This is a genomic window from Achromobacter spanius (assembly GCF_002966795.1).
Lineage (GTDB): Bacteria > Pseudomonadota > Gammaproteobacteria > Burkholderiales > Burkholderiaceae_B > Achromobacter > Achromobacter spanius_D.
This window is the reverse complement of record NZ_CP023270.1, coordinates 1,204,820-1,225,053: the sequence shown is the minus strand read 5'-3', so window position 1 is coordinate 1,225,053 and position 20,234 is coordinate 1,204,820. Positions and strand designations below refer to the sequence as shown.

Below are 20,234 nucleotides of genomic sequence, written 5' to 3'. Positions count from 1 at the left end.
TGGCCGCTGCGACATGCGTCGCACCGACCACGGTTGCGTCATGGGGAGCCAGCCCCGTCGATCACTTGCGCAGACCGAGTTTTTCGATCAGTGCGCGGTACGAATCGGGATTGCGGCCCTTGAGATAGTCGAGCAGCTTGCGGCGACGGCTGACCATACGCAGCAGACCGCGGCGCGAGTGATGATCCTTCATGTGTTCTTTGAAGTGACCGGTCAACTCGTTGATACGGGCGGTGAGCAGAGCCACCTGAACTTCGGGGGAGCCGGTATCGCCCTGAGCGCGTTGGAATTGCGCAACGATATCGGATTTCTTGATGTCAGCTACAGACATTGATGACCTCTTCGGACATGCGACAGGGCCGAGGCGCCCTGACGTGGTTTGGAAAATTTTGCGCGAGCCAGGCTTGAATTCGCTTTCTCACTGCTGCCATTGGCGGGATCGGGCAGGACCGGCACATGAGGCATGGCGCCATGTTGCGGGTACTGCGACAAGCCGCCAGCGGCTGGCGCAAAGTATCTTGCAGAATCAATACATTTGATAAAGCTCGGCGATTATAGCTGATTCGCTAGAATTACCCCAGCAACGAGACTGCACCCGGCTCATGGCCGGCCAAGGCGGCAACGCCTACCCGAAGGAGCAAGGACATGATCCGCCATTACAGAACGGTCCGCGTGGCCGTAGCATCGATCGCGCTGGCCGGGCTGGCCGCCTGCGCCAACATGACCGAGGTGCCGCCCGGCTCTCCGCTTTCGCAGGTCCAGGCCCAGTTCGGCAACCCCAATTTCGAGTGTCCGCTGGCCAACGGCGGCCGACGCGTGATCTGGACGCAGCAGCCGATGGGCCAGTATGCCTGGGGCGCCAACGTCAGCCCCGACGGACGGATCGACCGCGTGCTGCCGCTGCTGACCGACGCCCACTTCAAGGTGCTGGAGACGGGAGATTGGGGGCCGGATCGCGTGCGCTGCGAATTCGGACCGCCCGCCCGCATCGATCAGGCCGGCCTGGGCGAAAAGCGTGAAGTCGTCTGGTCGTACCGCTACCGGGAAAACAGCGTGTGGAATTCGCTGATGTACGTCTACATGAGCCGCGACGGCAGCAAGGTGACCCACTTCCACCCCGGGCCGGACCCCATGTACGACGACGACCGGTTCAACTGGTGGTAGCACCGCCAGAACAAAAAACCCGCCAATCTTGCGATGGCGGGTTTTTTCTTGGCGGTGTCTGGACGTCAGGACGAATGACCCCGGCGCTCCTGCTGCAGGCGGCGCACCTTGTTCCAGCGCCACAGCCAGGTGACCCAGCCCGACAGCCCGTAAAGCACGAACAGCCCGAACAACACGACGGGAGGATCGCTGGACACAAACACGAACACCGCGACCACGAGCAGGATGCCCCAGAACGGCACGCTGCGGCCCAGGGCGAAACTCTTGCCGCTGAAGAACGGCGCGTTCGACACCATGGTGATGCCCGCGTACATGGTCAGCGTGAACGCCACCCAGGCCATCAGGCTGTCATGGATGGGCAGCTTGTTGTCCACGGCCAGCCAGACAAACCCCGCCACCAGCGCGGCCGCGGCCGGACTGGGCAGGCCCTGGAAGAAACGTTTGTCCACGACGGCGATGTTGGTGTTGAAGCGCGCCAGACGCAGCGCCGCGCCCGAGACGTAAACAAAGGCCGCCAGCCAGCCCCAGCGACCCAGGTCGTTCAGAATCCATTCGTACATGACCAGCGCCGGCGCCACGCCGAACGACGTCATGTCGGACAGCGAGTCGTATTGCTCGCCGAATGCGGACTGCGTGTTGGTCAGCCGGGCCACCCGGCCGTCCATGCCGTCCAGCACCATGGCGACGAAAATGGCGATGGCGGCGACTTCGAAGCGGTCGTTCATGGCCTGCACAACGGCATAGAACCCGGCAAACAAAGCGGCGGTGGTGAACGCGTTGGGGAGCAGGTAAATGCTCCGGTGGCGGTTCTCGGAATCGCGCATGGAAAAATTGGGCATGGTCTCAATAACTTACGACGGACTTTGAAAGGTTAACCTATCTGGCCCTGCTTGCGGGGTACAGCAAGGATCGTGCCCGGCCCCATTTGGCGCCAAAGGGCCCAAATGGCCGCAAAAAGGCCAAAAACAAGAAAAAAGCGGCATGCCCCTGAGAGGCATGCCGCTTCGATCCTGACCGGCGGGGCCGCGCCCCGCCTGCCGTGGGGATCAGTTCTTGGACTTGTCCACCAGCTTGTTGGCGGCGATCCAGGGCATCATGGCGCGCAGCTTGCCGCCCACTTGCTCGATCTGCGATTCCGCGTTGATGCGGCGGCGCGAGGTCAGCGTCGGGGCGCCGGCGGCGTTTTCCAGGATGAACTTCTTGGCGTATTCGCCGGTCTGGATGTCGGTCAGGCACTGGCGCATGGCCTTGCGGGTTTCGTCGGTGACGATCTTCGGACCCGTTTCGTACTCGCCGAATTCGGCGTTGTTCGAAATCGAGTAGTTCATGTTGGCGATGCCGCCTTCGTAGATCAGGTCGACGATCAGCTTCAGCTCGTGCAGGCACTCGAAGTAAGCCATTTCGGGCGCGTAGCCGGCTTCCACCAGCGTGTCGAAACCGGCCTTGATCAGCTCGACGGTACCGCCGCACAGCACGGCCTGTTCGCCGAACAGGTCGGTTTCGGTTTCTTCGCGGAAGTTGGTTTCGATGATGCCGGCACGGCCGCCGCCGTTGGCGCTGGCGTACGACAGGGCCACGTCGCGCGCGGCGCCCGACTTGTCCTGGTACACGGCCACCAGGTGGGGCACGCCGCCACCCTGCTTGTACGTGTTGCGCACCGTGTGGCCGGGGGCCTTCGGGGCGATCATGATGACGTCGATGTCTTCGCGCGGCACGACCTGGCCGTAGTGCACGTTGAAACCGTGGGCAAACGCCAGGGCGGCGCCCGCCTTGATGTTGCCGTGGACTTCGTTGTTGTAGACCGAGGCGATGTTCTCGTCGGGCAGCAGCATCATGACGATGTCGGCCGACTTGACGGCTTCCGCGACTTCCTTGACTTCCAGGCCGGCGTTGGCGGCCTTGTTCCACGAGGCGCCGCCCTTGCGCAGGCCGACGATGACCTTCACGCCCGACTCATGCAGGTTCAGCGCGTGCGCGTGACCTTGCGAACCGTAGCCGATGATGGCAACGGTCTTGCCTTTGATGAGGGACAGATCGCAGTCTTTGTCGTAGAAAACTTTCATGTTGTGCTCCAGATTCCAGTATTTGGATATTCGTTTGATTCAGATGTAGGGTGAGGCAGGCCTGGAAGGCCGGTCAAATCTTCAAAATCCGTTCACCGCGTCCGATGCCGGACACGCCGGTGCGTACGGTTTCAAGGATGGCACTGCGGTCCAGGGCCTCGAGGAAGGCCTGTACTTTTTCCTGCACCCCGGTCAATTCGATGGTGTAGGACTTGTCGGTGACGTCAATGATGCGGCCGCGGAAGATATCCGCCATGCGCTTCATTTCCTCGCGTTCCTTGCCGACGGCGCGCACCTTCACGAGCATCAGCTCGCGCTCGATGTGGGCGCCTTCGGTCAGGTCCACCACCTTCACGACATCGACCAGGCGGTTCAAATGCTTGGTGATCTGTTCGATGACTTCGTCCGAGCCGGTCGTGACGATGGTCATGCGCGACAGCGTGGAATCCTCGGTGGGCGCCACGGTCAGGGTTTCGATGTTGTAGCCCCGCGCCGAAAACAGGCCCACCACGCGAGACAGCGCGCCGGGTTCGTTTTCGAGGAGGACGGAAATCACGTGCTTCATTGCGGGGCCTCCTTACAGGTCTTCAGAGCCGAGCAGCATTTCAGTCAGCCCGCGGCCGGCCTTGACCATCGGCCACACGTTTTCGGTGCGGTCGGTGATGAAGTCCAGGAAGACCAGGCGCTCCTTGTGCTTGCCAAACGCTTCGCGCAGCGCCGGTTCGACGTCGGCCGGGCGTTCGATGCGCAGGCCCACGTGGCCATAGGCTTCGGCGACCTTGACGAAATCGGGCAGCGAATCCATGTACGACTCGGAATAGCGCGAGCCGTAGTCGATCTGCTGCCATTGGCGCACCATGCCCAGGAACCGGTTGTTCAGGCAGACGATCTTGGGCGTCAGGCGGTACTGGTGGCAGGTCGACAGTTCCTGGATGTTCATCTGGATCGAGGCCTCGCCGGTGATCACGGCGATGTCCTTGCCCGGATTGGCCATCTGCACGCCCATGGCGTACGGCAGGCCCACACCCATGGTGCCCAGGCCGCCGGAGTTGATCCAGCGGCGCGGCTTGTCGAACTTGTAGTACTGGGCGGCCCACATCTGGTGCTGGCCGACGTCCGAGGTGACGAAGGCGTCGCCGCCGGTCACTTCCCAGAGCTTTTCCACCACGTACTGCGGCTTGATGACTTCGTCCGAGTTGGCGAACTTCAGGCATTCCTTGCCGCGCCACGTCTCGACCTGGTCCCACCATTTGGCGAGCGAGGCCGGCTTGTGCTCGGCGGCGGCGATCTCGAACTGCGCGCTGAGGTCGGCCAGGACGTCCTTGACGTTGCCCACGATCGGGACATCCACGCGCACGCGCTTGGAGATCGACGAGGGATCGATGTCGATGTGAATGATCTTGCGGGCGTTCTGGGCGAAATGCTTGGGATTGCCGATCACGCGGTCATCGAAACGGGCGCCGATGGCGAGCAGCACATCACAGTGCTGCATGGCCATGTTGGCCTCGTACGTGCCGTGCATGCCGGGCATGCCCACGAACTGGCCGCTGCTGGCCGGATAGCCGCCCAGACCCATCAGGGTGCTGGTGCAAGGCGCGCCCAGTTGCGTCACGAGCTTGTTGAGCTCGGGCGCGGCGTTCGACAGGATGACGCCGCCGCCGGTGTAGATCATGGGGCGTTCGGCCGCCAGCAGCATCTGCACGGCCTTCTTGATTTGTCCCTGATGGCCCTTGTTGACGGGCGCGTAGGAACGCATCGAGATCTCGCCCTTGGGCGGCACGTACTTGCACTGCGCGACGGTGATGTCCTTGGGGATGTCCACCAGCACGGGGCCGGGACGGCCCGTGCGCGCAATGTAGAACGCGCGGCGCATGGTTTCGGCCAGGTCCTTCACGTCGCGCACGAGGAAGTTGTGCTTGACGCAGGGACGCGTGATGCCGACGGTGTCGCATTCCTGGAAGGCGTCCTCGCCAATGGCCGCAGTGGGCACCTGCCCGCTGATGATGACCATCGGGATGGAGTCCATGTAGGCGGTGGCAATGCCGGTGACGGCATTGGTCACGCCCGGACCGCTGGTCACGATGCAGACGCCGACCTTTTGCGACGAGCGCGAATAGGCATCGGCCGCGTGCACGGCAGCTTGCTCGTGACGAACCAGGATATGCTGGAATTTGTCTTGCTTGAAGATTGCGTCGTAGATGTAGAGCACCGCGCCGCCGGGGTAGCCGAAAACGTGTTCCACGCCTTCATCGGCCAGGCAGCGCACGACGATATCGGCGCCATTCATTTCCATGTTGTAGTTCCTTTCAAAACCGGCCCTGCAACCCTGACTGCTGCGCGCCCGGATACGGCGGCAACTGAACCCATACCGGTTACGACAACATGATCCGGCGCTTAGCGGCTCACGGAGCCACGCCACCCGGACACCTTGCCGACCCGGCACACGCTCGACAGAACGCAGTGCAAACGCCCCTGGGGGACGCTGGAGGTCGAAATGGAAGCCTTGGCAACACACGCTTGTGGCGCGGCCAACGGCAGGTGAGACTTGCTGCACAACGGCTGGGATGTGACCCTGGCCGTTCGCATCAACGCTCCGGTATCGGATAGGCAGACCGAAGCAAGTGGAGCAATTTACCGCGTTGCGTCAAAGGTGGCAAATCGACTTTCGCCGACCGTTGCGTGGAAGGTTCGGTCACTATCCGGCCCCAAAACCCGCGATGGCCTCTCTATACTTGTTGCGTCGTCCAGAACCGAGCCGCCGCCCATGGATTTACGCATTGCCAGCATTCGCCGCTTCCTCTATAGCCACTACTTCTTCGGAGGAGTGCGCCAGGGGGTCGGCATGCTGTTGCCCGTGCTGGTGCTGGGCGGCATCTTCGGCAATTACACAACCGGGCTGGTGGCGACCTTCGGCGCCCAATGCCTGGCGATCATCGACCAGCCGGGCGGCCCGCAGCGGCACCGCACCAATGAAATGCTGGGCGGCGCGGCGCTGGGCACGATCACCGTCATCATCACGGGGCTGGCGTCCTCGCATCCGGTGCTGATCTGGCTGGCGGTCATTGCGCAGTGCTTCGTCTATTCGATGTTCACGGTGTTCGGCAAACGCGGCGGCCTGATCGGCTTTGCGGGCCTCCTGCTGATGACGCTGACCATGCACTCGCCGCTGGCGCCGCACGAAGTGCTGGCCCACGCCGCCGCCACGCTGGGCGGCGCGCTGTTCTATGTGGTGTTCAGCCTGGGGTTTTCGCGCCTGTTCTGGCTGCGCGAAGAGCAGCAGGCGATGTCCGTCGCGCTGTTTGCCACCGCCGACTACGTGGCCGCTCGCGCGAGCTTCTACGACGAAACGTCCGATCTGGACGAGGCCTATCGCGATCTGATCCAGCGCCAGTCCGTCATGACCGAAAAGCATCAGGCCGCGCGCGACATGGTGCTGCGCGCCCTGCCCCGCGGCAAGGGCCTGGGCGATCGCCAGCGCGTGATGATCTGGAACATGTTCGTGGACATGCTGCAGCTGCTGGACACGCTGGTCGCCACGCACACCGACTACGCGGCGCTGCGCCGCACGCTGGCCGGCAACGACTGCCTCATGTTCATGCGCGACGCGCTGGTGAAGATGTCGCTGGAACTGAACCGCATCGCGCTGGACGTGTCGCGCGGGCGCAAGGTGCAGTACCGCAGCAGCGCCAAGGCCGAGCTGCGCGCCATCGAATACGAGATCGAGCAGCTCAAGCAGCAGGGGCTGGGCGAACGCGATCCGGAGATGCTGGCGCTCATCATCCAGGTGCTGCGGCGCCTGCGCAATTCGGCGCGCATCGTGGACCGGCTGGCCGACCACACCGCGGCCTCGCCCGATGCCAAGCCCACCGACGTGCTGCGCATCAACAAGTCCCTGACGCGATTCATTTCGCGCCAGGAATTCCGCTTTGGCCTCTTGACCAGCAACCTGCGGCTGGATTCGCCGCACTTTCGCTATGCGCTGCGCGTGACGGCCGCCGCAGCCATCGCCATGACGCTGGCCAGCCGCTGGCTGTCGCCCGAGTTCTCGGCGCACAACTACTGGATCATGCTGACCATCGTGATCATCATGAAGCCCGGCTTCGCGCTGACGCGCCAGCGCAATGGCTGGCGGTTGATGGGCACCCTGATCGGCTGCATCGCCGCGCTGCTGCTGTTCAACGTGACCGACGAGCCGAGCATCCTGTTCGCCGTCCTGCTGGGCGCCTGCATCATGGGCAACAGCCTGGTGCAGCTCAACTACATGGCCAGCGCCATCTTCAACACGCTGTTCGTGGTGCTGGTGTTCCATTTCGTGTCGCCGGGCACCGTGTCCATGTCGGTGATCGGCGAACGCGCCATCGACACGCTGCTGGGCTGCGCGCTGGCGCTGGTCTGCAGCTACATCCTGCCGTGGTGGGAGGCGCGCTACCTGAAGCCGCTGGCCTCGGCCGCGACCCGCGCCAACCGCGAGTATCTGCTGGCCGGCCTGCGCTACGTCGAAGCCATGCAGGCGCACGGCGCGCCGGTGGGCGGAGCCGCCGCCGACACGCCCGCCGTCATCGACGCCGACCTGGCCTGGCGCCTGGCGCGCAAAAACGTGCACATCGCCTTCAGCAATTTCGCGGAAGCGTTCTACCGCATGATGAGCGAGCCCAAGTCGCATCAAGTCGACGTGCCGGAGCTGAACAATCTGCTGATCCAGAACCACGTGCTGGCCTCGCAGATCACCGCCGCAATTCCGATTCTTGCGGCGCTGCCCGCCACGCCCGAGCCGGTCCGGCAGGCGCTGGACGGCATGACCGTCCTGCTGGATGAGAACACCCCGCGCGTGCCGCTGGACCTGCCCACGCAGTTCGACACGGCGGGGGATCAGGCCGCGCTGGTCTATCCCGTGAAGCAGATGCTCAAGGCCACCCACATGATCCGCCAGGAACTGCAGGCGCTGGCCGATCCGCTACATACGCCGCCGGTGGCGGCGGCGGCGTCGTAAGCCGGCGTCATTTCAAGCGAAAAAAATGCCGGCTGGGCATCCGCCCGGCCGGCACTCCTGTTGAAGCAAAGCCGCGTCAGTCCAGCTTGCGCCGGAACACCAGCTTGTCCGCCGACGACGCCGAGGCGTCGTACGCGTAGCCTTCCAGATCAAACCCCTGCAGCCCTTCCGGTTTGGAGACCTTGTGCTGGATGGCGTAGCGCGCCATCAGCCCACGTGCGCGCTTGGCATGGAAGCTGATGATCTTCCAGGCGCCGTTCTTCCAGTCCTGGAACACGCACTGCACGACCCGTGCCTTCAAGGCCTTCAGGTCGACGGACTTGAAGTATTCCTCGGAGGCCAGGTTGATGATGACCGGCGACTTCTGGCCGGCCTGGCGCTCGTTCAGGTAGTCCGCGATGGTGCTGCCCCAGTACTCGTACAGGTTCTTGCCCTTGGGGTTCTCCAGCCGCGTGCCCATTTCCAGACGGTACGGCTGCATCAGGTCGAGCGGGCGCAGCACGCCGTACAGGCCGCTCAGGATGGCGACGTGATCCTGCGCCCAGTCGAGCTGCTTGGCCGACAGGGTGGCGGCGTCCAGGCCTTCGTAGACGTCGCCATTGAAGGCCAGCACGGCCTGGCGCGAGTTGGCCTGCGTGAAGCTGCGCTTCCAGTGCGCGTAGCGCTGGACGTTCAGCTCGGACAGGGCCGGGCTCAGGCTCATGAGTGCCGAGATGTCCTCGGCGGTCTTGGTCTTCAGGACCTTGATCAGGCCAGCGGCCTGATCCACGAACATCGGCTGGGTGTGCGTCTCGACGTGCAGCGGCGAGTCGTAGTCCAGCTTCTTGGCGGGGGAAAGCAACAACAGCATTCAGGGTTTCCTTGATTTAGCGCGCCGTCCAGCCGCCGTCGACGGAGATGGTCGTGCCGGTGATTTGTGCGGCGGCGTCCGAGGCCAGGAACACGGCGGTGCCGCCCAGTTGTTCCGGCGTCACGAATTGCAGCGACGGCTGCTTTTCGCTGAGCAAATCGCGGGCCGCGGCTTCCTGGTCCACGCCATTCTTTTCAGCCAGGGCGGTGATCTGCTTTTCGACGAGCGGGGTGCGCACCCAGCCCGGGCAGATGGCGTTGGCGGTGATGCCCTGCCCGGCCGTTTCCAGCGCCGTGACCTTGGTGAATCCCACGACGCCGTGCTTGGCGGCCACGTAGGCCGACTTGCTGGCCGAGGCCACCAGGCCATGCGCGGACGCGATATTGATGATGCGGCCAGAACCCTGCTTCTTCATGTGCGGCAAGGCGGCAGCGGTGCCGTGGAACACGGCGGACAGATTCAGCGCCAGGATGGCGTCCCACTTTTCGGCCGGGAAGTCTTCGATCAGCGCGGTGTGCTGGATGCCGGCGTTGTTGACCAGGATGTCGATGCGGCCAAGCTGGCGCACCGTGCTCTCGACCAGTTCGCGCACGGCCGCGCCCTTGGAAAGATCCGCGCCGTCATAGATGACCTTCACGCCATGCTTGGCGGCAAGTTCCGCGCGCAGCTTTTCGATTTCGGCCGCGTCGCCAAAACCGTTCAGGACGATATCGGCACCCTGCTCGGCGAAGGCCGTGGCAATACCCAGGCCGATGCCGCTGGTGGAACCGGTGACAAGCGCTACTTTTCCTTTGAGCATGAGCTTTCTCCTGTGAGCTGGCGTGGGGAAAACGAAACGGGCTTCAAGTGTAGCTGCCCGGCAAGGCGCCAATCATGCCATGCCCTTACCCGCCGCGGGGTCAAGCAACGGGCGGCTTGTCCGCGGGAGAGGAGGCCGCAGCGTCGGCAGCCGGCGGCGAGTCGGTGACCGGTAACGCCTCTGTCACGGGCAGGCCCGCCATGCCGCCGTATTTTTCCGGCACGCGTTCCAGCACCTTGATCAGCACCGGCACGACGCCCATCGACACCGCGACGATCACTGACAGCACGTCGCGCTGCTCCAGATTCACCAGATGGTTGTCCCACGCTTCGTTGAAGATTGCAAAGCTGAACTCGCCGCCCTGGGCCAGCACCAGCGCAAACAGCAGCCGGTGGTAGCGCGGCAGTCCAAGAAAGCGCGCGAATCCATAAAGGATGACGGCCTTCACCGCCAGCAGCGCCGCCACGCCCGCGCAGATGAACACCCAATGATTGGCCACCACCTTCAGGTTGATGGACATGCCGATGGCCACGAAGAACAGGCCCAGCAGCAAGCCCTTGAACGGGTCGATCGCTTTTTCCAGTTCGTGCCGGTAGCGCGACTCGGCCATCAGCACGCCCACCAGGAAGCCGCCCAGGCCGGCCGACAGGCCCGCATAGTCGAACAACTGGGCCGCGCCCACCACCATCAGCAGTGCCGCGGCGGTAAAGAGTTCATTCAATTCCGCCTTGGCCGCCCAGCCCAGGAGGCGAAGCCGATAGGCCAGCGCCACGACCGCCACCGCCACCAGCGCTTCCTTGAAGGACGGGGCAGATGTCCCGTCCGACCCCAGCAGGCCGGCGGCGACCAGCATCGGAATCGCGGCCATGTCCTGGAACAGCAGCACGCCCAGCGCCGAGCGTCCCAACGGGGTGCGGGTCAACTGGCGCTCGTCCAGCAGCCGCAGCGCCACCGCCGTGGACGACAGCGCGAGCGACAGACCGCACAGCACCGCCGCCTGCCACTCCATGCCCGCCAGATGCCGCAGCGCCGCGCCGAACACCACCCCCAGCAACAGGCCGCAGACCAGCATCTGCAGGGTGCCCAGAATGAAGACTTCGTTGCGCATCGCCCACAGGCGCTTGGGCGACAGTTCCAGCCCGATGATGAACAGCATCATCACGACGCCCCACTGCGAGACGCCGATCATCGTGTCCACGTTCGTGACCAGCTTCAAACACGATGGGCCGACGAGAACGCCCGCGATCAGGTAGCCCGGAATGGCGCCCAGCCCCAGTCTTTGCGTGACAGGCACGCAAAGCACAGCCGCAAGCAGAAGAATGAGGATGAGGTCCATGGAATGGGCAGAGGGCGGAATGGGGTGAATTCTGGCCAAAGATTGCGCCGACTGAAAGCCGGATGAAACCCGCTGTGGTCCTTTTACCCGTTCTTTTTCCACCCCCCTTTACACAAAAGAAAAAAATCCTGTAGAATTGCGGGCTTCGCTGCTCCGACAACGAAGATCCTTCCGACCAGGGATCTTTAGTGAATTTTGTGAAAGCAAAAGTTCACCGCTGCGGAACCCAGCCACGGAGAGGTGGCAGAGTGGTCGAATGTACCTGACTCGAAATCAGGCGTACGGTATCCCCGTACCGTGGGTTCGAATCCCACCCTCTCCGCCAAGTATTGAAGAATGAAGCCCCTGAGAAATCAGGGGCTTTTTTCTTTGCACGGCGTATTCACGCCGTGCTGCATGCTCAATAAGCAGCCACTCAATAAGCAGCCGCTCAATAAGCAGCCAGCCGCAGCGATGCCTGCGCCCCGCCGTCCTGGATGGACGACACCGTCTCGACGGCCAGCGCCCGCTCCCCGCCGCCCGGCAACCTGAATGCGCTCACCGCCCGCGTCAGATCCGCCGATTGATCCTGCATCGACCCCGCAGCGGCAGCGGCCTCTTCGACCAACGCCGCGTTCTGCTGGGTCACTTCGTCCATCTGCGACACTGCGCGGTTGACCTGTTCAATGCCGTCGGCCTGCTCTGCCGAGGCTGCGGCGATTTCGCCCATGATGTCGGTCACGCGCTGCACGGAACTGACGATCTCCTGCATGGTGGCGCCGGCGCGTTCGGCGCTGCCCGAGCCCTGGCTGATCTTCTGCACCGTGTCTTCGATCAGGACCTTGATTTCCTTGGCGGCCTGGGCACTGCGCTGCGCCAGCGTCCGCACCTCGGCGGCGACGACGGCAAAGCCCTTGCCCTGCTCGCCGGCGCGCGCGGCTTCCACGGCGGCGTTCAGCGCCAGGATGTTGGTCTGGAACGCGATGCCGTCGATGACCGACACGATGTCCGAGATCTTCACCGAGCTGGCGGAGATGGCCGTCATGGTGCTCACGACCTCCGACACGGTGGCGCCGCCGCGCGACGCGGTTTCCGAGGCGGCCGCGGCAAGCTGGTTGGCCTGCTTGGCGCTGTCGGCGTTCTGCTTGACCGTGGACGACAGCTGCTCCATTGAAGCAGCGGTTTCCTCCAGCGAGGCGGCCTGCTGTTCGGTGCGCGAGGACAGGTCGGTGTTGCCTGCCGCGATCTCGCCGGACGCGGACGCGATGCTGTCCACGCCTGTTCGGATTCGGGCGACGGTGCTGGCCAGGTTGGCGTTCATGGATTCCAGCGCCGCCATCAGCTGGCCGATCTCGTCACGCGAGCGCACGACGATGGTGCTGGTCAGGTCGTTCGCGGCAACCGTGCGCGCGACGCGCACGGCGTCGGACAGCGGGCGGGTGATGCTGCGCGTCAGCAGCACTGACATCAAGAGGCCACACACCACGGCAAAGCAGCCGATCACGATCATCCACAGGTTCGCGGTGCCGTAGGAGGCTTCGATGTCCGTGGCGCGCGCGTCGATATCGGCGCGCTGCAGTTCAGACAGGCGATTGATGTTGTCGATGAACTGGCGCGTCGCGGGTACGAACTCCTGCGTGAAGATCTTGTTGGCGGCGTCCACGTTGCCTTCCTGCTTGGCCTTGAAGATGCCGTCGCGAATACGCAGGTAGTCTGCACGCGCCTTGCTGATGCCCTGCCACAGCGTCTTTTCCTCGTCGCTCTCGATCAGCGGTTCGATCTTCTGCTGCAAGGCCGACGAGTTGCGGGTCGATGCCGCGGCTTCCTCGGTGAAGAAGCCTGCCAGGCTGGTGTCGGCGCTCTTGGCGATCGCGGTGGTCCGGGTGACGCCGGACTGGATGTTGCGCGCCCAATCGTTGATCAGGCGTTCCTTCGTGAGGGAACGCTGCGTCAGCGTTTCGACCGAGTCGTTGATGTTGGCCAGGCTGACGAGCCCGACGATGCACATGACCATGATCATGGCCAGCAAGATGGCGAAACCACCCGCAAGGCGGGTTCCAAGCTTCATGTTTTTCATACTGCCTCCGGCGACTTCCAGGGCAAGTGTGAATGCGTGCTCGGGCGGATGCCTCGGCGGCGGGATTGCGCCGCCGCCAATTCAAGCCAGATGCTCGCAAGCCCCTGGTTATCCGCCCCCAATTATGGTGTCCGTTGTGTCTGAAATTGCCGGCGGAGAGGTCGGTTTGCCGAGGGTTCTCGCGACGGTCGAACGGATGCTAGCAGTCCGGATTTCGGCGGCATCGCGGGAAATGAAGGCGTTATTGACGCAATCTCCTCGCATTGCGTGAAAGGCGACGACAGCGTTGTAAAAAAGCCGCTCCCGGCGACCGGATTCACCAGCAAAACGCAGGCAAAAAAAGCGGCCCGAAGGCCGCGGAACCTTAAGCCGGCGACGTCGGCCGCGCCAGCTGGAACGTGTCCGTACTGCGCGCGTACCAGCCGCCGCCGTGCATGCGGGCAATCAGGCCGAGCGCCGGCGTGTCCACGTGCCCGCGTTCGGCGTCGCGCACATAGGCGTCTTCGACATGCGCGCCCAGCACGCGTCCGATGACCACAATCTGCCGCGGGCCGGTCACGACCGTTGCCTGGCTGACACACTCCAGCGACACCGGACTGCCCTGAATGCGCGGCGGACGCACATGGGTGGCGGGCAGCGCGGTCAAACCGGCCGCGGCCATCTCGTCCACGTCGGCGGGGTAGTCGGCGCAGGTCTGGTTCATTTCGCGGACCAGGGATTCCGGCACCAGATTCACCACAAAGTCGCCGTTCTCGATGATGTTGGCGCCAGTGTCCTTGAACTCCCCGCCGGCATGTCGCATCAGGCCGATCGCGACCGTCGGCGGCTGATGCCCCATCACATTGAAGAAGCTGAAGGGCGCCGCGTTGACCACGCCTTTGCCCGACACGGTGGTGACCCAGGCGATCGGGCGCGGCGTGACGGTCGAGGTGAGGATGTTGTAGACCGTCTGCGCCGGCAAGGCGTTGAAATCAAAATGCATCGATCAGACCTCCTGCTGCCCGGCGGCGGCGCCCGTGGCCGAGACGGCGCGCTTTTCGCGGGTGTCCACCTGAAGCTGGAAGACGTCAGGGCGGGCATAGTGCCCCGCCACGTCGAAGTCGTACTTGCCGCGCAGGATCTGGTTGGGTTCGATGTCGGCGTACAGGATGGTCTCGTCCGAGAAGTCCGGGCCGGCCAGCACCTCGCCCAGCGGACCGATGATGGCGCTGCCGCCACGCATCAGGACCGTGTCCGGCGCGTCGCCCAGCGCGCATTCGAAGTCATCGGGGTAGGCGCTGCGGCGCAGATGCTGGCACGCGGTCAGCACGTAGCAGCGCCCTTCCAGCGCGATGTGGCGCATGCTGGGCACCCAGGTGTCCCGGTCGTCCGCGGTGGGAGTGCAGTACAGGGCCACGCCCTGGCTGTACATGTACATGCGCAGCATGGGCATGTAGTTTTCCCAGCAGATCACCGCCCCGATCTTGCCGTAGGGCGTGTCGATGACGGGCATGGTGGACCCGTCGCCAAAGCCCCAGATCAGGCGTTCGCCGGCGGTCGGCATCAGCTTGCGGTGCTTGCCCGCCAAGCCCGCCTGGCCGTTGAAGTACAGCACGGTGCAATACAGCGTGCCGCCGTCGGCTTCGATGCAGCCCATGACCACGAAGCTGTCGGTGTCGGCCGCTGCCTGCGCCACCAGCGCGACCTCTTCGCCGTCCAGGCGGATGGCCTGCTGATGGTAGGCGGCAAAGGCGTCGCGGCCTTCGGGCTTGCGCATCCCGATGGGCGCGCCGAAGGAATTGCCCTTGGGATATCCCCCCAGGAAGGCCTCCGGAAACACCTGCACGCGGGCGCCCTGCTCGGCCGCCTGCCGGATCAGCGCGGCGGCCTTCTGGGCGCAAGCCACGCTGTCGGTGGGAATGGACGCCGCCTGGATGACGGCGGCCTTGAAGGTCTTTTGCATGGACATATCGATGCTCGCTTCCTTTTTGTCTCGTTATTGTCAGTGGGCCGGATCTTCGTCGATGGCCTTCGCACGCGTGTTGGGCAGCAGCAAGCTGCCGATCACGCCCACGACCACCATCACCGCCACCGGATACATCAGGCCGCCGAAGATATTGCCGCTGGCCTGCGCCAGGTACGTGGCGGTAAAGGGCACGATACCGCCAAAAATGCCCGCGCCGATGTGATACGGGAACGACAGCGCCGTGTAGCGGATGCGCGCCGGGAACAATTCAACCAGATAGGACGCGACCGGGCCATAGACCATCGCGACGACGGCGGTCATGAGCACCAGGATCAGGATGATGGTGGCGCGGTCGATGCGCGCGGGATCCGCCTTCTCCGGATAGCCGGCCGCCGTCAGCGCCTTGGCGTAGGCCGCGCGGTCAAAGCCGTTGACGGTGACGCCGCCCACGGTCATCGCAATCTCCTGCCCCGGGATTGGCGCGGCATATTCAAAGTTGATGCCCTTGCCGACCAGGAATTTCTTGGCCTGCACGCACACCTTCTTGTGGTCGGCATGGCTGCCGATCATGGCCGCCTGCAGCCCGAAGTCGCAGGCGCCGCCGCTGGTGTCCGCATGCACGCTGACCGGCGTCGTCTGCATCGCCTGCGCCAGCGCCGGATTGCCGGCATTGAGCAGCACGTTGAACATCGCGTGATAGCCCACGGCGCCGATGAACAGGCCGGCCATCATGATCCACTTGCGGCCCACCTTGTCCGACAGCCAGCCGAACAGCACGAAGGTCGGCGCGCCGATGATGAAGCCGATCAGGATCAGCCGGTAGACGGTGGTCTGGTCAAGCTGCACGGCCTGCTGCAGGAAGATCATCACGTAGAACTGGCCGGTGAAATACGTGGCGCCCTGGCCTGCGGTGACGCCGATCAGCGCCAGCAACACGAGACGCAGGCTGGGCCACTGGCCGAACGTTTCCTTGACCGGGTTCTTCGACAGGCGGTTCTGCTGCTTCATGCGCGTGAAGACCGGCGATTCATGCAGCTTGGCGCGCACGTAGATCGAGATGGCCAGCATCACGATCGACAGGATGAACGGCAGACGCCAGCCCCACTGGCGGAAGTCCTCGGCGCTCATCGAGGCCTGCACGAGCAGGATGACGACCAGCGACAGGATCAGGCCGGCCGACGAGGTGATCTGGATCCACCCGGTCAGCAGGCCCCGGCGGCGGGGTTCGCAGTGTTCGGCAACGTAGATCACCGCGCCGCCGTATTCGCCGCCCACCGCCAGGCCCTGCACGACGCGCAGCGTCAGCAGCAGGATCCAGGACAGGTGGCCCGCCGTCTCGTAGGTGGGCAGGCAGCCGATCAGCACGGTGGCGCCGCCCATCATGACGACGGTGATCAGGAAGGTGTACTTGCGGCCCAGCTTGTCGCCCAGGTAGCCGAACATCACCGCGCCCAGCGGCCGGATGATGAAGCCCACGGCCAGCGCGCCCAGGGCAGCCAGCAGCGCGACGGTGGGGTTGTCCTGCGGAAACAGGACCTGGCTCATGAAGACGGCCAGCGTTCCGTAGATGAAAAAGTCGTACCACTCGAACAGCGTGCCCAGCGTCGAGGCGACCACGACCTGGCGTTCTTCCTTGCGGCTCAGCGTCGGCCCGGCGTCGATCCTGGGCATTGCGACATTTGCTTCCATGCTTGCTTTCCCCTGTCGTTTTAGATTGATACTGCTGTATGCATTAACTATTATCAAAGCTAAGCCCGGGCGGGAAAAAGCTAGGGGAAACCCGGCGCGGGCCGGAAATCGGCGGAAAGGCCGCTGCTACACTGCCGCCACGCACACAGTGGAGGCAGCAATGGCAAGGCCCGCCGGCAAGGCTGAAAAGAATTCGGAACAGGCGCCGGCCACGGCGCGCAGGGGCATCCAGTCGATCGAAGTGGGATTCCGGATCCTGGACGTCATCCGCAAGACCGGCCGCCCGATGCCGCTGAAGGAAATCGCGGACGCCTGTGCGCTGACGGTTCCCAACGTCCACTACTACCTGGTGAGTTTTCAGAAAGTGGGCGTGGTGCAGCAGCACGCCGACACCGGCCACTACGGCCTGGGTCCGTACGCGTTGCGGCTGGGCCTGGCCGCGCTGGAGCAATTCGACGTGTTCACGACGGCGCGCCCGATCATGGCCGAGGTGGCCGCGGCCACGGGACACACGGTGTTTTTGGGCGTGTGGGGCAACAAGGGTCCAACGATCGTCTACCGCGTCGAAGGCAGCCGCAGCCGGCCGCTGCTGGAATTGCGCGTGGGCACGGTGATGCCGCTGCTGTCATCCGCGCTGGGCCGCAATTTCCTGGCGCACCTGCCCGATGCGCTGACCCGCGAGCTGCTGGAGCAGGAGATGGCCTCGCCGACGCCCGAAAGCCACGGCGGCACGGCCGGCAACACCTACACGATGGCGGACGTCCAGGCCATCCGCGACGAAGTGCAGAAGCACCACATCAGCCGCTGCCGCCACGCGCTGCTGCCGCACTTCACGTCGCTGTCGGCGCCCATCTTCGACATGCTGGGCGAAATGAAGGCCGCCATCACGCTGATGGGGCCGGTAGGCGCGGTGGACGACGACCTGGAATCCGGCACGGCGCGCCTGCTCAGCGAAAAAGCCCGCTCGATCTCGGCGACGGCGGGCTGGGTGGATCCCGGCTAAATAACGCGGTGTCTGGCTTTATCCCTCCGCCACGATCTTCGCGTCCTGAATCGTCTTGGCGTACTTCTGCTGTTCGCTCTTCATGAATTCGGCAAAGCGCTGCACGCCCCCGCCGCCGTCTTCCGCCCCGACCTGCGCCAGCTTTTCCTGCACGTCGGGCATCGCCAGCACCTGGTCGATATCCCGATTCATGCGCTGGACCATGGCGGCGGGCATTCCGCCCGGTCCGACCATCCCGAACCAGATGCTGGCCTCGAAGCCCGGATAGCCCTGCTCCGCCACCGTCGGCACATTGGGCTGGCTCTTGGAGCGCTTTTGCAGCGTCTGGGCCAGCGCGATGACCTTGCCGGACTGGATCAGCGGCGTGGCCGTCGTCATGCCCTCGAAGCAATACTGCACATGGCCGCCCAGCAGGTCGTTCATGAGCGGCGCCGAGCCCTTGTACGGCACGTGCAGCACGTCGATGCCGGCGCGCGCCCTGAAGATTTCCAGCGCCAGATGCTGGGCCGATCCGCTGCCCGCCGACCCGAACACGATCTTGCCGGGCTGCGCGCGGCACAGCTGCACCAGCTCGGGCAAGGTCTTTGCCGGCTGGCTGGCGCCGCCGATCAGGATGGTGGGGGTCTTGCCGACCAGCGCGATGGGCGTGAAGTCCTTGTCCACCGAATACGCAAGCTTGGGCTGCAAGCCCGGCGCGATGCCGTGGCTGTTCACGTGCGCCATCAGCAGCGTATTGCCGTCGCCGGGCTGACGCGCGACCTGTTCGGCCGCGATAATGCCGGCCGCGCCCGCGCGGTTTTCAATGATGACGGGCATGTTCCACAGCACGCCGAGCTTCTGCCCAAGCAGCCGGGCCAGCACGTCCGTGCCGCCGCCCGCGGGAAAGCCCACCACGATCTTCACCGGCCCGGACGGCATGTCCTGCGCCCGCGCCGCCGACGGCAGCACCAGGGCCGCCCCCAGCGCCGCAGCGCCGGTCATGAATTGCCTACGTTGCATTGTTGTCTCCTCGCGCGCCGGTCCAAAGGCCGGCAACTGATTATGTGGAACAGCCTGCCTCTGTGGCATCCGGCCGTCTGACGCGACCTGGATGCGGACCTTCGGTACTACGCCTGCAGGAACCGGCGCCGCTGCCGCATGTGCACGGCATGCGACCTTTGCGCGGCGCCGGGCGACGGGCCTAACGGGCGACGCGCGTCCACTTGCCGAAGCGTTCAACCATGCGCTCGTCAAAGCCGAACCCCAGCCCCGGCTCCTGATGCAGGATCACGCGGCCCTGCTTGTGGGTCAGTTGGCGGTCGACCAGCTTGCGGAAGTTCAGGACCTGGTCATCCCAGAAGAACTCGACATAGCGCGCATTGGGCGTGGCTGCGACCAGGGGCGCGTGCACGTCATGGAACCAGTGCGGGCACACCACCACGCCATAGCTGGCGGCCGTGGCCGCGATGCGCTTCCATTCGGTGATGCCGCCGCACACCGCCGCGTCCGTCTGCAGGATACCCGCCGCGCCCTTGTCCAGCAGTTCCTTGTGATACCAGCGGCCGTAGCCGATCTCGGCGGTGGCAATGGGCAGATGGGTCAGACGCGCCAGCTTGGCGTGGCTGTCGATGTCATCCGGACTGAAAGGCTCTTCGATGAAGTACGGCTCGTATTGTTCGAAGCGGCGGATGTATTGCATGGCCTGCGTCACGTCCTGCCAGGCGTTATTGCAGTCCATCATCAGTTCGACGTCCGGGCCCACGGCTTCGCGTGCGGCCTTCAGGCGCGCTTCTTCCTCGCGCGGCGACAGGCGGCCGGTCTTCATCTTGACCGCGCCAAAGCCCTTGGCCACGTAGCTGGCCATTTCCTCGCCCAGATGCTGCGGGGTCTTGCCATCGAGGTAGTAGCCGCCGCTGGCGTAGGCCGGCACGGATTCCAGTTCGACCGCGCCCAGGAATTTGTGCAGCGGCAGGCCCGCGGTCTTGGCATTCAGGTCCCACAGCGCGATGTCCAGCGCGCTCAACGCGCGCATCACCGTGCCTTGGCGGCCTTGCAACAGCGCTTCCTGGTACATGGACTGCCACAGCCCTTCGACCGCGTGCGAATCCTTGCCGAGCAGCACGGGGCCCAAGAGGCTCTGGACGGCGGCCTCGAAGATCGCGCCGCCGGCGCTGCCGACGTAGCAGAAGCCGATGCCCTCGACGCCATCGGTGGAGCGCACCTTGACCAGGCCGTAGTGGCGGGTGGATACGGTGCGGTTGGAAAACGAGGTGACTTTATCCAGAGGCACCGCCGCGGCGCATACGTCTATGGATTCAATGATGGGCACGGGTGGCTCCTTGGGTGGCAATGAAAGACCC

The 20,234-nt window shown here is 64.4% G+C and carries 17 protein-coding genes and 1 tRNA gene; 4 read left to right on the top strand and 14 right to left on the bottom strand.

Translation table 11 applies throughout. The features are described 5' to 3' along the window. Nucleotides 1-61 precede the first annotated feature (61 nt). A complete protein-coding gene (gene rpsO / locus CLM73_RS05475; RefSeq protein WP_006223612.1) occupies nucleotides 62-331 on the bottom strand; it encodes a 30S ribosomal protein S15 in 270 nt (89 codons plus the stop codon). 314 nt (nucleotides 332-645) lie between these two features. On the opposite strand from rpsO, the gene CLM73_RS05470 reads away from it, so the two are divergent. Continuing rightward, nucleotides 646-1,164 (top strand): hypothetical protein, encoded by a 519-nt coding sequence (locus CLM73_RS05470; protein WP_105237631.1) that lies wholly within the window; start codon nucleotides 646-648, stop codon nucleotides 1,162-1,164. Nucleotides 1,165-1,229: 65 nt separating this feature from the next. On the opposite strand, the gene pssA is transcribed toward CLM73_RS05470, so the two are convergent. From pssA to CLM73_RS05450, 4 genes are all read right to left on the bottom strand, one after another. Beyond that, on the bottom strand, nucleotides 1,230-2,003 hold the full coding sequence (gene pssA, locus CLM73_RS05465) for a CDP-diacylglycerol--serine O-phosphatidyltransferase (RefSeq protein WP_105237630.1): 774 nt from the start codon (nucleotides 2,001-2,003) through the stop codon (nucleotides 1,230-1,232). Nucleotides 2,004-2,210: 207 nt separating this feature from the next. Beyond that, nucleotides 2,211-3,227: a ketol-acid reductoisomerase gene (gene ilvC / locus CLM73_RS05460; RefSeq protein ID WP_056568560.1), complete on the bottom strand. Its 1,017-nt coding sequence runs from the start codon at nucleotides 3,225-3,227 to the stop codon at nucleotides 2,211-2,213. Nucleotides 3,228-3,300: 73 nt separating this feature from the next. Continuing rightward, nucleotides 3,301-3,792, bottom strand: coding sequence for an acetolactate synthase small subunit (gene ilvN / locus CLM73_RS05455; RefSeq protein WP_006223608.1), 492 nt, complete (start codon nucleotides 3,790-3,792; stop codon nucleotides 3,301-3,303). 12 nt (nucleotides 3,793-3,804) lie between these two features. Then, nucleotides 3,805-5,520: an acetolactate synthase 3 catalytic subunit gene (locus tag CLM73_RS05450; protein ID WP_056568562.1), complete on the bottom strand. Its 1,716-nt coding sequence runs from the start codon at nucleotides 5,518-5,520 to the stop codon at nucleotides 3,805-3,807. A gap of 471 nt (nucleotides 5,521-5,991) precedes the next feature. Between CLM73_RS05450 and CLM73_RS05445 the strand changes: the two genes are divergently transcribed. Further along, nucleotides 5,992-8,217, top strand: coding sequence for an FUSC family protein (locus CLM73_RS05445; protein ID WP_105237629.1), 2,226 nt, complete (start codon nucleotides 5,992-5,994; stop codon nucleotides 8,215-8,217). A 76-nt stretch (nucleotides 8,218-8,293) separates the two neighbouring features. On the opposite strand, the gene yaaA is transcribed toward CLM73_RS05445, so the two are convergent. The 3 genes from yaaA to CLM73_RS05430 all read right to left on the bottom strand — a co-directional run bounded on the left by yaaA (nucleotide 8,294) and on the right by CLM73_RS05430 (nucleotide 11,202). Continuing rightward, nucleotides 8,294-9,067, bottom strand: coding sequence for a peroxide stress protein YaaA (gene yaaA / locus CLM73_RS05440; protein ID WP_105237628.1), 774 nt, complete (start codon nucleotides 9,065-9,067; stop codon nucleotides 8,294-8,296). Between the two features lie 16 nt (nucleotides 9,068-9,083). Continuing rightward, complete coding sequence (locus CLM73_RS05435; RefSeq protein WP_105237627.1) at nucleotides 9,084-9,866, bottom strand: 3-hydroxybutyrate dehydrogenase; 783 nt, start codon at nucleotides 9,864-9,866, stop codon at nucleotides 9,084-9,086. 100 nt (nucleotides 9,867-9,966) lie between these two features. Further along, the gene (locus CLM73_RS05430; protein ID WP_105237626.1) at nucleotides 9,967-11,202 is read right to left on the bottom strand and encodes a cation:proton antiporter; all 1,236 of its coding nucleotides are present in this window, start codon (nucleotides 11,200-11,202) and stop codon (nucleotides 9,967-9,969) included. A 234-nt stretch (nucleotides 11,203-11,436) separates the two neighbouring features. On the opposite strand from CLM73_RS05430, the gene CLM73_RS05425 reads away from it, so the two are divergent. Continuing rightward, nucleotides 11,437-11,527: transfer RNA gene (locus CLM73_RS05425), tRNA-Ser, on the top strand. A 105-nt stretch (nucleotides 11,528-11,632) separates the two neighbouring features. On the opposite strand, the gene CLM73_RS05420 is transcribed toward CLM73_RS05425, so the two are convergent. The 4 genes from CLM73_RS05420 to CLM73_RS05405 form a co-directional block, all read right to left on the bottom strand. Beyond that, a complete protein-coding gene (locus CLM73_RS05420) occupies nucleotides 11,633-13,249 on the bottom strand; it encodes a methyl-accepting chemotaxis protein (protein WP_325048252.1) in 1,617 nt (538 codons plus the stop codon). 373 nt (nucleotides 13,250-13,622) lie between these two features. Beyond that, complete coding sequence (locus CLM73_RS05415) at nucleotides 13,623-14,240, bottom strand: flavin reductase family protein (protein WP_105237624.1); 618 nt, start codon at nucleotides 14,238-14,240, stop codon at nucleotides 13,623-13,625. Between the two features lie 3 nt (nucleotides 14,241-14,243). Then, entirely contained in the window at nucleotides 14,244-15,206 is a 963-nt protein-coding gene (locus CLM73_RS05410; RefSeq protein ID WP_056568585.1) for a carbon-nitrogen hydrolase family protein, read from the bottom strand. A 33-nt stretch (nucleotides 15,207-15,239) separates the two neighbouring features. Then, nucleotides 15,240-16,892: an MFS transporter gene (locus CLM73_RS05405; protein ID WP_105237623.1), complete on the bottom strand. Its 1,653-nt coding sequence runs from the start codon at nucleotides 16,890-16,892 to the stop codon at nucleotides 15,240-15,242. 160 nt (nucleotides 16,893-17,052) lie between these two features. Here CLM73_RS05405 and CLM73_RS05400 point away from each other — a divergent pair, with 160 nt between their 5' ends. Next, complete coding sequence (locus CLM73_RS05400; protein ID WP_105237622.1) at nucleotides 17,053-17,895, top strand: IclR family transcriptional regulator; 843 nt, start codon at nucleotides 17,053-17,055, stop codon at nucleotides 17,893-17,895. 18 nt (nucleotides 17,896-17,913) lie between these two features. Here CLM73_RS05400 and CLM73_RS05395 read toward each other — a convergent pair whose 3' ends face one another. After that, nucleotides 17,914-18,894: a Bug family tripartite tricarboxylate transporter substrate binding protein gene (locus CLM73_RS05395; protein WP_105237621.1), complete on the bottom strand. Its 981-nt coding sequence runs from the start codon at nucleotides 18,892-18,894 to the stop codon at nucleotides 17,914-17,916. A gap of 181 nt (nucleotides 18,895-19,075) precedes the next feature. Next, nucleotides 19,076-20,203 (bottom strand): mandelate racemase/muconate lactonizing enzyme family protein, encoded by a 1,128-nt coding sequence (locus tag CLM73_RS05390; RefSeq protein WP_105237620.1) that lies wholly within the window; start codon nucleotides 20,201-20,203, stop codon nucleotides 19,076-19,078. Between the last annotated feature and the right edge of the window lie 31 nt (nucleotides 20,204-20,234).

Coding starts and splice junctions, on each gene's coding strand:
- CLM73_RS05470 (WP_105237631.1), top strand. CDS start 646: ATGATCCGCCATTACAGAACGGTCCGCGTGGCCGTAGCATCGATCGCG.
- CLM73_RS05400 (WP_105237622.1), top strand. CDS start 17,053: ATGGCAAGGCCCGCCGGCAAGGCTGAAAAGAATTCGGAACAGGCGCCG.
- ilvC (WP_056568560.1), bottom strand. CDS start 3,227: ATGAAAGTTTTCTACGACAAAGACTGCGATCTGTCCCTCATCAAAGGC.
- CLM73_RS05395 (WP_105237621.1), bottom strand. CDS start 18,894: ATGCAACGTAGGCAATTCATGACCGGCGCTGCGGCGCTGGGGGCGGCC.
- CLM73_RS05420 (WP_325048252.1), bottom strand. CDS start 13,249: ATGAAGCTTGGAACCCGCCTTGCGGGTGGTTTCGCCATCTTGCTGGCC.
- CLM73_RS05415 (WP_105237624.1), bottom strand. CDS start 14,240: ATGCATTTTGATTTCAACGCCTTGCCGGCGCAGACGGTCTACAACATC.
- rpsO (WP_006223612.1), bottom strand. CDS start 331: ATGTCTGTAGCTGACATCAAGAAATCCGATATCGTTGCGCAATTCCAA.
- CLM73_RS05445 (WP_105237629.1), top strand. CDS start 5,992: ATGGATTTACGCATTGCCAGCATTCGCCGCTTCCTCTATAGCCACTAC.
- CLM73_RS05430 (WP_105237626.1), bottom strand. CDS start 11,202: ATGGACCTCATCCTCATTCTTCTGCTTGCGGCTGTGCTTTGCGTGCCT.
- CLM73_RS05405 (WP_105237623.1), bottom strand. CDS start 16,892: ATGGAAGCAAATGTCGCAATGCCCAGGATCGACGCCGGGCCGACGCTG.
- yaaA (WP_105237628.1), bottom strand. CDS start 9,067: ATGCTGTTGTTGCTTTCCCCCGCCAAGAAGCTGGACTACGACTCGCCG.
- CLM73_RS05450 (WP_056568562.1), bottom strand. CDS start 5,520: ATGGAAATGAATGGCGCCGATATCGTCGTGCGCTGCCTGGCCGATGAA.
- CLM73_RS05410 (WP_056568585.1), bottom strand. CDS start 15,206: ATGTCCATGCAAAAGACCTTCAAGGCCGCCGTCATCCAGGCGGCGTCC.
- pssA (WP_105237630.1), bottom strand. CDS start 2,003: ATGCCCAATTTTTCCATGCGCGATTCCGAGAACCGCCACCGGAGCATT.
- ilvN (WP_006223608.1), bottom strand. CDS start 3,792: ATGAAGCACGTGATTTCCGTCCTCCTCGAAAACGAACCCGGCGCGCTG.
- CLM73_RS05435 (WP_105237627.1), bottom strand. CDS start 9,866: ATGCTCAAAGGAAAAGTAGCGCTTGTCACCGGTTCCACCAGCGGCATC.